At 30.3% G+C, this 11,497-nt stretch carries 11 protein-coding genes; 8 read left to right on the forward strand and 3 right to left on the reverse strand.

What is annotated here, in order from left to right:
- The first annotated feature begins 47 nt into the window (after positions 1-47).
- The 6 genes from Q0075_RS13020 to Q0075_RS13045 are packed head-to-tail and all read left to right on the forward strand — an operon-like array spanning position 48 to position 5,701.
- Positions 48-1,334, forward strand: coding sequence for a type IIL restriction-modification enzyme MmeI (locus Q0075_RS13020; RefSeq protein WP_366798582.1), 1,287 nt, complete (start codon positions 48-50; stop codon positions 1,332-1,334).
- Between the two features lies 1 nt (position 1,335).
- Positions 1,336-3,267 (forward strand): DEAD/DEAH box helicase family protein, encoded by a 1,932-nt coding sequence (locus Q0075_RS13025; RefSeq protein WP_297869889.1) that lies wholly within the window; start codon positions 1,336-1,338, stop codon positions 3,265-3,267.
- The gene (locus Q0075_RS13030) at positions 3,260-4,453 is read left to right on the forward strand and encodes a GIY-YIG nuclease family protein (RefSeq protein WP_297869890.1); all 1,194 of its coding nucleotides are present in this window, start codon (positions 3,260-3,262) and stop codon (positions 4,451-4,453) included. Before Q0075_RS13025 ends, Q0075_RS13030 begins: the two co-directional genes overlap by 8 nt.
- A gap of 1 nt (position 4,454) precedes the next feature.
- Entirely contained in the window at positions 4,455-4,976 is a 522-nt protein-coding gene (locus tag Q0075_RS13035; RefSeq protein WP_297869891.1) for a hypothetical protein, read from the forward strand.
- Between the two features lie 23 nt (positions 4,977-4,999).
- Positions 5,000-5,287, forward strand: coding sequence for a hypothetical protein (locus Q0075_RS13040; RefSeq protein ID WP_297869892.1), 288 nt, complete (start codon positions 5,000-5,002; stop codon positions 5,285-5,287).
- 3 nt (positions 5,288-5,290) lie between these two features.
- Positions 5,291-5,701: a protein-export chaperone SecB gene (locus Q0075_RS13045; protein WP_297869893.1), complete on the forward strand. Its 411-nt coding sequence runs from the start codon at positions 5,291-5,293 to the stop codon at positions 5,699-5,701.
- 76 nt (positions 5,702-5,777) lie between these two features.
- On the opposite strand, the gene Q0075_RS13050 is transcribed toward Q0075_RS13045, so the two are convergent.
- From Q0075_RS13050 to Q0075_RS13060, 3 genes are all read right to left on the reverse strand, one after another.
- Positions 5,778-6,839, reverse strand: a complete 1,062-nt coding sequence (locus Q0075_RS13050; RefSeq protein WP_297869894.1) for an XRE family transcriptional regulator — start codon at positions 6,837-6,839, stop codon at positions 5,778-5,780.
- A 19-nt stretch (positions 6,840-6,858) separates the two neighbouring features.
- Complete coding sequence (locus Q0075_RS13055) at positions 6,859-7,473, reverse strand: hypothetical protein (protein ID WP_297869895.1); 615 nt, start codon at positions 7,471-7,473, stop codon at positions 6,859-6,861.
- Positions 7,474-8,773: 1,300 nt separating this feature from the next.
- The gene (locus tag Q0075_RS13060) at positions 8,774-9,577 is read right to left on the reverse strand and encodes a hypothetical protein (protein ID WP_297869896.1); all 804 of its coding nucleotides are present in this window, start codon (positions 9,575-9,577) and stop codon (positions 8,774-8,776) included.
- Positions 9,578-9,667: 90 nt separating this feature from the next.
- Here Q0075_RS13060 and Q0075_RS13065 point away from each other — a divergent pair, with 90 nt between their 5' ends.
- Both Q0075_RS13065 and Q0075_RS13075 read left to right on the forward strand, forming a co-directional pair.
- Positions 9,668-10,162 carry a thermonuclease family protein gene (locus Q0075_RS13065; RefSeq protein ID WP_297869897.1) on the forward strand — a complete coding sequence of 165 codons (495 nt, stop codon included), beginning with the start codon at positions 9,668-9,670 and terminating at the stop codon, positions 10,160-10,162.
- An 800-nt stretch (positions 10,163-10,962) separates the two neighbouring features.
- Positions 10,963-11,497: hypothetical protein (locus tag Q0075_RS13075; protein WP_297869898.1), on the forward strand; the 535-nt coding region annotated here is incomplete at its 3' end.

Raw genomic sequence — 11,497 nt, forward strand, 5'->3', positions numbered from 1 at the left:
AGCATTTACAAAAATGTCGCTTAACTTAAACTGTACTTTTTATTTGCATATCCAAACATCAACAAGACATGGATTTTGTTTTCCATCAAATGAAGAATTATAAAAATCTAGATTATATTTCAATATGGTTTTATAAAGCAACTAAGTATATAGTTTCTAAAGAAAGTAAGTACGCATTTGTTACAACTAACTCACTTTGTCAAGGAACACAAGTGGAAATGTTATGGCCAATAATTTTCAATAAAAATCAAGAAATATTTTTTGCACACAAGAATATTAAATGGACAAATAATGCAAAAGACAAAGCAGGTGTAACTGTATCAATTGTTGGTGTTAGGAATATATCAAATGATAAAAAAATAATATTTGAAGATAATAGAATAATCAAAGCAAATAATATCAACGCATATTTAATAAATAGTAATAATATTATTGTTTCAAATAATAAGAAACCAATCTCTAAACTTAATAAAATGGAGGGTGGTAATCAGCCACGAGAAGGAGGGTATTTTATTCTTAATGATGATGAGAAAAAAGATTTAATTACAAAGTATCCAATGATTGAAAAGTATATCAAACCTTTAATTGGGTCAATTGAATTTATAAACAATATTCAAAGATGGTGTATTTGGATAAATGAAAATGAAGTTGAGGATGCAATGAGTATAGATATTTTAAATGAAAAAATTAGTGCTGTCAAAAATTTAAGGATAAATGGAAACACACTAGAAAGAAACTTTGTAAATTATCCATATCGGTTTATTCAAAATAAAACAGCTTTAAAAAATCAAATAATAATACCAGTAGTTTCATCCGAAAGTAGGGATTACATTCCAATTGGTTTTCTATCATCTGAATATATAATTCTAAATTCAGCTAATGTTATTTACGACCCTGAAATCTTTAACTTTTCACTTTTATGTTCACAAATTCACAATATATGGGTTAAAGCAGTTGCAGGAAAGTTAGAAAATCGTATCAGATATACAAATGGTGTTTGTTGGAATTCTTTTCCATTTCCAAAAATATCAGAAGCTCAAAAGCAAGAATTAACACAATGTGTGTTTAGAATATTAGAAGAACGTGAAAACCATTCCGAAAAAACATTAGCTCAGTTATACGACCCAGTGAAAATGCCACAAGGTTTGCGTGAAGCACATAGATTAAATGATTTAGCCGTAGAACGTTGTTACCGCAGTAAACCTTTTGAAACAGACGAAGAACGACTAGAATACCTTTTCAAGTTATACGAACAAATGATTGCAGACGAAAAACAAAAAGGAACATTGTTTGAAGAAGAAAAGAAAGCTAAAAAAACTAAAAAAATAAACTAATATGCCAAATTTAGTAAACGTATCATACCACCAAACAGGAAAAAGCACAAGTACCAATACAATGGGAATGCGTGAAATGCAATCGCGTGCCTTTGAAGCTCGTGATGCAAAATATTTATTATTAAAAGCACCACCAGCATCAGGTAAATCTCGTGCATTAATGTTTTTGGCTTTAGATAAAATGATAAATCAAGGCATCAAAAAAGTGATTGTAGCTGTGCCGGAACGCTCAATTGGTAGTTCTTTTTCGCATACAGATTTAATGAAAGATGGTTTCTTTGCTAATTGGGAACCAAACGACAATTATAACCTTTGTACTCCTGGTGATGATGGTAGCAGTAGTAAAGTACAAGCCTTTCATAACTTTATGGATAGCGATGAAAAGATTTTGATTTGTACACATGCTACATTACGCTTTGCTTGTGATACATTAGACGAAACAAAATTAAATGATACTTTATTAGCTATTGATGAATTTCACCACGTTTCTGCCGATGTAAATAATAGATTAGGAGAACTATTAAAAGTAATAATGAATAAGTCAACAGCTCATATTATAGCAATGACAGGTTCATATTTCAGAGGTGATAGTGTGCCTATTTTAACACCAGAGAACGAAGCAAAGTTTACTAAAGTAACATATAACTATTACGAACAATTAAACGGGTATAACTACTTAAAATCACTTGGTATTGGGTATCATTTTTACACAGGAAAATATACAGAAGCTATACTTGATGTGTTAGATACTGATTTAAAAACCATTGTTCATATTCCAAATGTAAACTCAGGAGAAAGTACAAAAGACAAGCACAATGAAGTAGATTTTATTATTGATGCTATTGGTCGTGTTTTAAGACAAGATAGTGATACAGGAGTTATTTTTGTAGAAAGGCATACAGATAAAAAGATTATTAAAATTGCTGATTTAGTTGAAGACACACCAAGAGAAAGAGATAAAATAGTAAACTATTTACGAAACATTTCTTCTGTTGACGATATGGATTTGATTATAGCATTAGGTATGGCAAAAGAGGGCTTTGATTGGCCTTATTGTGAACATGCCTTAACAGTTGGTTATAGAGGTTCATTAACCGAAATTATTCAAATTATTGGTCGATGTACAAGAGATAGCAATAACAAAACGCATGCTCAATTCACCAATTTAATTGCACAACCCGAAGCAATACAAGACGATGTAAAAAAAGCCACTAATGATATGCTAAAAGCAATTACAGCATCTTTATTAATGGAGCAAGTGTTAGCACCTAATTTCAAATTTAAAACAAAACTTGATAATGATGATGATGCAGAGCCGGGTACAATCAAAGTAAGAGGTTTTAAAGAGCCAAGTTCAAAAAGAGTTAAAGATATTATCGAAGCTGATTTGAATGACTTAAAAGCTACTATACTGCAAGATGATACAATGTTAAAAACAATGTCTGGTACAATAGATGCAGAAGTAATTAACAGAGTATTAATTCCAAAAATCATTAAAATAAAATATCCTGAATTAACAGAAGATGAAGTGGAAGAAATCAGACAATATGTAGTAGTTGATAGTGTTGTTAAAAGTGGCGAAATTAAAGAAGTTGGCGACCAAAGATTTATTCGTTTAGCAGATAAATTCATCAATATAGATGATATTCATATTGACTTAATTGATGCGGTTAATCCATTCCAAAAAGCTTATGAAATATTATCAAAATCAGTTACAACAAAGGTTTTAAAAGTTATTCAAGATACAATTGAAGCAACTCGTATTAAAATGGATTTTGAAGAAGCCAAAATATTGTGGCCCAAAATTGTTGAGTTTAAAAAATTACATGATAAAGAGCCAAGTCTAAATGCTAATGACCCATTAGAAAGAAGAATGGCAGAGTGTATTATTTATTTAAAAGAAGAAAAAAGAAAACGTTTAGCAAATGGATAAGAATTCAGTACTTGACGATATTTTCAATAATGATCCGTTTGATATTCTAAATGTCAAACCAAAATCTTCTGGAGCAAAAACAACAGACGAAAGGTTGTTAAATTCATTTAATGAAGTGAATGATTTTGTAGAAAAATATAAAAGAGAACCACAACCAAATATTTCAAACGTATCTGAATATCAATTATACACTAGATTAAAAGGTATTAGAGAAAACCCTGAGAAGAAAGAACAATTAAAGGAAATAGATACTAATAACCTGCTTGATTTTGAAATAAAAGAAATAAACTCAATTGATGATATTTTTAATGATGATGCTTTTGATTTGTTTGACGATGATACAGATTTATTTGATTTCAAACATACTCCTAAAACAGACGAAAGAGCTTCAACAGACTTTGTAGCAAGAAGAAAACCAATGAAAGACTTTGATAAATACGAACATTTATTCAAAGAAATTCAAAAGGATTTAGCAAGTGGTAAAAGAAAATTAGTTGATTTCAAAATGGGTAACTTACGTGAAGGAGCTTATTATGTTCACAACGGAGTTTTGTTTTTATTAGAAGAAATTCAAATCAGTAAAAAAGAACATTATAGAGAAGATGGTACAAGAGTTAGAGAAGATGGCAGAACAAGATGTATTTTCGAAAATGGTACAGTGTCTAATATGCTTAAAAGGTCGGTAGAAAAGATATTGTATGCTAATGGTCAAGTAGTATCTGAAAACATAGACAAAGTAAACGAAAGCTTTATTGAGAAGTTTAGTAATATTACTGATGAAGATGAAGAAGCAGGATTTATTTATGTGTTAAGTTCCAAAAGTAAAGATGAAAAAATAGCATCAATAGAAAACCTATTTAAAATTGGATATTCAAAGGTTGATGTATTAGAAAGAATAAAAAATGCAGAAAAAGAGCCAACATATTTAATGGCAAAAGTCAAAATAGAAAGTGCTTGGAAATGCTACAATATGAACCCACAAAAATTAGAACAATTACTTCATAACTTCTTTGGCAGCTCTTGTTTAAACATTGACATCTTTGATGAAAATAAAATTCGACACACACCAAGAGAATGGTTCATTGCTCCATTAGAAGTAATAGAACAATCAATTCAATTAATTATAAACGGAGAGATTGTGAATTATAGATATGATGTTGAAAGTAAAATCATAACAAATAGATAGAATGAGATCATTTGAAGTATTTCATACGCAAGAATATAGATTTCCAATACTAACATTCCCAATTCAAGGTACTGGTAATGATATGTGGTTAGGTGATGGTTATTATTTTTGGCAAGATTATGAGTTTAGTAAATGGTGGGGAGAAATTATGAAGTGTAAAGCATGTAATAAAACAAGACGGTACACTATATTTAAAGCTACAATTACATTTACCAATGAAGAATTTATTGATACAGTTTTTAATGAAGATGACTATTATAATTTTGTAAATACAGTAGAAAAATTTGCTAAAATGTATATTAAACAATTTCACAAAAAACCAACATTAGAAGAATTTAATGACTTCATTGATGATTACGATGTTTGGGAAGATATAAGTGTAATTAGATTTCAAGACCTGCCATTTAACAATGATTTAATAAAGGTTGATGGTTATTACTACAAAAAAAGAATACAATTTAGAGTAAATGAACCAGAAAAAATAACTAACTTTGCACAATTAAACACATTTTATTGTGTTTAATAATAGATAAAAAATATATGATGATGGCAAATTGGGAAAAGTTAAACTCTAAATTCAATCAAATTATTGACAATATGTCTAATGAAGATTGGAATAAGTGGTCTTCTGAAAGAATGGCTAAAAAAGCTATGCGTAATTCCGAAATGTTATTAAGAGCTAAACTTCAAGAAGAAAAAATAATACTTTCAAGTATAGTTGGTTGTAATATTTCTTCTCATACAGGTTATAGTTCATCTGTTAACACTATATCAAATTCTTTATTTACAGGTTTAGTTTTACGTTCAGAACCTGAATATCCTATAGCCGCATAAATTATGGCAACTGAAGCTTCATTAAATTTTAAAGGTTACGATGTAATTAAGGTTGTCTTTGATAAACCATTAGGTTTTTCTGAAGGCAATTTTAACATTAATGTAAATCATTTAACTCATGTAGATGAAGAAAATAAAAACATATTCAAATCTGAGTTTATTGTAACCATTTCTAATGAAGAAAAAAATTTCAATCTAATTGTTCAAACAGTAGGTTATTTTGAAATCATGGGTGATGTTGAACAAAAAGTGTATGATAATTACATAAACATTAGTTCTCCTTCTATTGTCTATCCTTACATAAGAGCTTTTATTACTAATTTAGTAATACAAACAGGTATGAAACCAATTATCATTCCACCTCTTAATTTTGCTAGTAAACCAACGGCACCAGTGGTAGAAGATAATAATTAAATAACATTTTCATATATATATTTTAAGTATAATCATTTATAATAATTATAAACATCTGATAAATACTTAAAACTTCTTAATTTCTTATAATTTTAAATCTCGTCTCTTTTTTAAAATACATTTCTTGTAAATCATCTTGGTTTATATTTAACAATCCTGCAATTTCAGCTTTTGAATATTCCAATTCATCTGAATATTTTTCAATGATTTCAGTTAAAAGTGTTGGTGTTTCTGACATTACTTCAAGTTCTTTCGGTTCTTTAGTTTTATATCCAAGCATTGACATTTGTTGCCATAAGTATCTATACTGATTATCAGTTATCATATCTAAAGCTTTGCATCTGTATAATAAAGAACCCATAGAAACTCTCCAATATAACTTAAGATTTGCCAATGTTCTTAAATCAAAAGATACAATTGTACTTTTAAACTCTTTTTCTGGCACAAGTAACTCTGATGCAAACTTCATAGCTTCTTTTTCTACATCTCTTTCAATATCAATTATCCTTCCAAAATGCATAATTAAATGACCTAATTCGTGAGCAATAGTAAGCCGTTGTCTGTCACCAGGCATATTACTATTGTAAAATATCAGTGGTTCATTTTTTGTTGTATACATACTCAAACCATCAAATTTATCTGCTCCAAAATCAAATGGAATAACAATAATTCCATTATCCTCAATTAATTTAACTAAATCATCTATTCTTCCTTTTGGTATTTTCCATTGTTGTCTTAAAGTTATTGCAGCTTCCTCGGGAGTACCATTTTTCTCTACATCCCACTGAAACAAATTGTCTTCAGGCAATTCTACACTACTTAACAATTTTTCAATATTCATTCTAACAATATTTAATTTAGCTTCGGCTTTTAGAAGAACTTTCTTTTTTACAGCAATTCTTCTACGATAATAAATTAAATCTGGATTGTAGATATTGTCTTGCTGATAAAAGAAGCTTTCAGGATACTTTAAAACATTACAAAATTTTTCAATATTCTCTACTGATGCTGTTTGTATTCCTTTTTCTATTTTAGATAATGACCCTTGAGTTATACCAAGTAATTCACATAATTCCTTTTGCGTATAACCACGTGCTTCTCTGGCCAATACTAACATTTTGGAATTTATTTCTCTCATTTTAAAAATTATTTATTTTTTAGTGTTTATCTGTACCGGTTTCTTTTTTCTCAGCAACTTTAACTTTAATACGACTTGGTTGTTTAGTTGTGGCTGTTTCAACGCTTTCGAATGTAAACTGAGTTTGTTCTGCAAAAGAAGTTAAATTTTTAACCCAAATTACATTTCCTCCACTTTTACACATAATAAAAATATCTTTGATACTCGTCCATGTTGGATTTGGAATGTAGCCAGCATACAAAAAAGTAGCCTGCTTTGGAAGACCTTCAATTTCTGCTTGTTTTTCGAAATTTCTCGTTTGCTTTGTTTTTATATTTGAAGTTGTAAAATCCGCATTAATTTTTTTAAAGCGAATTAAAAACTTTTTATCAATATGTAATCCGAATATTTTATTAAATTCTTTTGTCTCGACATTCTCTATTTGAGAATATTGGTCTTTAACTCTTTCTTTAATAAAATCATGAACTAAATTTGCAATGGTTCTTTTCTCAAAATTAATTGGCTTTTTGTTTCTGTTCCATTCACTAATGAAACCTTGACAATCTTCGAAACCATCATTTATACATTTCGCAATAACATCAAAATGTACGTTTAAAATACTTTCGGCTTCTTCTACAGGTAATATACTTTTCATCTTTAAACATTTATTTAAACAAAGATATAAAATATTTTGTAAAAACATCAAAAAATATTCCTTAAAATATTCCCTTAAATTATTAAAAAATATTCTTTAAAGTGTAAATAATTGATTTATAGTAACTTAAATAAATTTATTAAATACTTTAAACTCCATAAAATATAAAAAAAGTTAGATCATTACCTCATTCACCTGCACAAAAATCGCTCCTAGTCCAAGTATTCCTAGCATCAATTCTTTGTTTGTTTCATTTCGTTAATGATTTAGAAGTAAATTCAAAAAAAGATAGGAACGCTATCGCTGACGTATTTTCACCCACCCAATCCAACGCTCTGCCAACGCTCACAGGGTTTTGGCTTTCCCAACGCATAAACAGCACATTGTTTTTTTTATAAGCGTTAATAATTGTTTATTTGGTTTTATATAAAAAAACAAAGAGCTGTTTTCCAACCCTCGAAGCCAAAACCCTTCCAAAGCTATGTTACATAATAAGCCATTATAGTTCAAGCCCGTGAACACCACTGGGCTCGAAACTATAAGCTCATTATGTAAAATAGCCGCCACACCAGCCGCACCCACCCAAAAGCGGTAAAGTATTTGCATTGTTTATTGAAGATGCCATTAAATTTCCGTACAACATTTGTAGTAAATAGAAACAATCTATTTCGCAAGAACAATCAGGCATCCTCAATAATCAAATTTGCCCACAAGAGTATAGTTTTTTATTTGCCAGAACATTTGTAGTAAATTGCTTTTAAGCTGTCTTGATGCTATCCAATACCAATCAAGTATTCAGTTAAATAAACAGATACATTTTCAGCACAACCATTGAAGCACCAAGCCAACAATAAAAGCAATCAGAACATCCCGATAAGCAAATAAAAAACTATACCCTTGTTTCGCTACTGCCAACGCACTAGGTAAGTTCAGTTGGGGAAATCTTCCATTTCCCCAAACCCCTATGGATGCAATTTTTTTTAAAATGATGCCAGAAGTTTTCTACTCCGATTGAAATTAAGCGGTAGGCATCATTTCAAAAAAAACAGCTCAAATTGAAGCTTATCCGAATGTTGGTTTTTGAATGGAAAGTTATGGGCATACTTGCGATTGTGGAATGGATAAAAAAACGATTATTCTTTTTTCACCTGATTGGTAGATATTCCGTACTTAAATGCACCATAACTCCTATATGAGTGCGGATTATAGATAAATGAGTGCAAAATAAAAAACCCTCTCTTTCGAAAGGGTTTACTTTGCAACATTGCAGACTTTGCAAACTTGCAAACTGATGGTCTTTTTAGAATACTTCTTGAACTTTCATTGCGTTACCTGCATTGAATAAGTAGTAATTTCCTCCAACTTCTTGATAAAACTCAATACCAACACAGCCTAAAACAGCAATATTAGTTGTTAAGGTTGGAGAACCTGGCAAAGTTGCTGTAATGTCAATTAATGAAGTCACAGCATTAATAGGAGTATAAGCAGAATAGGCAATATCTGATAACTCGTTTAATGTTGGTTCGGCAGGTTCGTAAGCACTTGTAGCAGGATTATATACAAAATCCGATACAGCAGCTAAGGCATTGATAATTCTAAAATGTGTTGCTCCTGATGGAACATTTAAAAAACTCATTGGATTAAAAGCTGGTAATGATAAAGTACTTTCGTTTCTATCAACTGTTGCAGTTAATGTAAATGGAGCACTAAGAATACCATTAAAAGAAATGTTCTTATTAAAATCCAATCCTCTTAAATATTGAGGCTGTTGTGAAACCAAGACAGCTCTTTGTCCTCTAGCTTCTGAACCATCTTCAATATTTATTTTTTTCATAATAGCAGTTAATCTACCTGTAAATTGGCTATCAGTCATTTGTTTCATTAAAGCTGATAAAGCAATTCTAACAGATTTTCCTGCCATTGCACACGCTGCAAACTCAGACATGTTTTCACGTGTACGAACAAAACCCGGAGCGGTTTTTACTTGCTCTCCTGTTGGTCCTCCTTTTAATCCTGCAAAGTAACCAGTGTTACCTTTAATTTTGAAGTGACGAACTTCTCCTAACGTCCCGACATATTTAACATGTCCTTTTTGTTGAGCCATAAGCTGAAAAAAATTAATTATGTTTTGTGAAAAATTTCATTTAAATTTACAACATAAATAACTGATTTACAACGTATTAAATAAAGCAATATGATGCATTTTAACGCTAACGAAACAACAATTAAAAAAAACCTTCTGAAAATCGTAAAATTTGTTGATGGTGATGGAATTATTTTAGAAGATATTATTTCAAAAAAGGAATTTGAAGTTAGATTTTTAGGCATAGATGCACCCGAAATAAATTATTGTAATAAGATAAAACAAGACGAAAAAGAGTTGCAAGTTCCAGCTGCACTATTAATCAAATTAGGTTATTTATCATTTAACTTTTTAAAAGATCAAGTTAGTTTGGGTGATTATTGCACATTAGTACAGGAACAAAATAATTTAGTTGATAAATATGGAAGACATTTAGGCTATCTTATTTTAAATGATGGTAGAGTTTTAAACGAAATTATGATAAAAGAAGGCTATGCAAAGCCATATAACGATGTTTTCTGTGAAATGCTTCCAATGTATCAAGAATGGAATTTACAAGCTAAAAACAGCTTAAAAGGTTTATATTCTTTGGTAAATAGATTTTAAATTGATTGTGGACTAAATGTGGACTAGGACTAGAAATAAAAAACCCTAACTAATTGATTTTCAATCGTTAGGGTTTTAATTCTGCGGAGAAAGAGGGATTTGTCTAGTGCAAAAGTTATCAATAAAACCAACACTTCGCAAAGCATATTATTTAAGTGACACCTCGACTGACACCTCTTTTATAAGGTTACTATTATTCTAAATTCAAAGTACTCAAATATAAGGATATTTATTTGAATATTAAAGCATCAAGGCTAATAATTGAACTAGTTATTTAAGTGCTTATTAATACTGTTCTTGATTAAAATTTGTTCTTCTATTACCCCTACTTTAACCAAAAATCAAGTGAGTTACTTGTTCATATTTTATGCCACTATATTTACAGAACTCTTCAATCGTAAGAAACTCATTTTCGAGCTTATTGAGGTCTTTTTTTATCTTTTGCATTAATCTAGTACTTTGACGATAACTCTTGCCTGTTATACGTTGTATGTCTTTTGGATAGATGCAAACCCTCTGATTATTCAATTTCATACTTTATCCATACCTTTGATATAGCTATGCTTTACTTCTGACGTGCAGAAAATCTTTTGCAATTTAGTTATAATTTTTCATACTTATTTATTGCGTTTTTGTGTTCATTTAGGACAGTTGTGTCGATTTTGGACATATGGTACATATGTGCCTTTTTCTTTTGTGAAATGCTTTTTAATCTTTGCTTTAATCATTCAAAATGTGGTTGCAACTGATTGAAAGAATGAAGGAAATTTTAGATGAATGTTTAACAAAATTTTGAAGTTATGGCTAGACAGAAAGGCATAATTAAATTGAAAGGTACTATCGGAGATATTACTTTTTACAAAACGCAAGATGGTCACTTAGCGAGAGAAAAAGGCGGAATTGACGCTAGTAGAATAGCAAATGACCCTGCGTTTCAGAGAACTCGTGAGAATGGCTCTGAGTTTGGTAGAGCTGGAAAGGCAGGAAAAATGCTTAGAACCGCTTTACGACCGTTGCTTTTAAATTCTGCGGATGGCAGAATGGTGAGTCGATTGACGCAGGCTATGATGAAAGTGATTCAGGCGGATTTGGTGAGTGTTCGTGGTTTGCGAAACGTTATTGATGGCGAAGCTGAATTGTTATTTGGTTTTGAATTCAATATTCGTGGTAAGCTTGGTACCACTTTGTTTGCTCCGTTTGTAGCAACTATTGACCGTGTAGCTGGTGAAATAAAAGTGGATTTAGCATCTTTTATTCCTGCGAATATGATTGCTGCTCCAAGTGGAACTACTCACTACAAAATCATTTCAGGTGGAGCTGAAATTGATTTTGAAG

Origin of the sequence: uncultured Flavobacterium sp. (genome assembly GCF_937967675.1) — a bacterium.
Lineage (GTDB): Bacteria > Bacteroidota > Bacteroidia > Flavobacteriales > Flavobacteriaceae > Flavobacterium.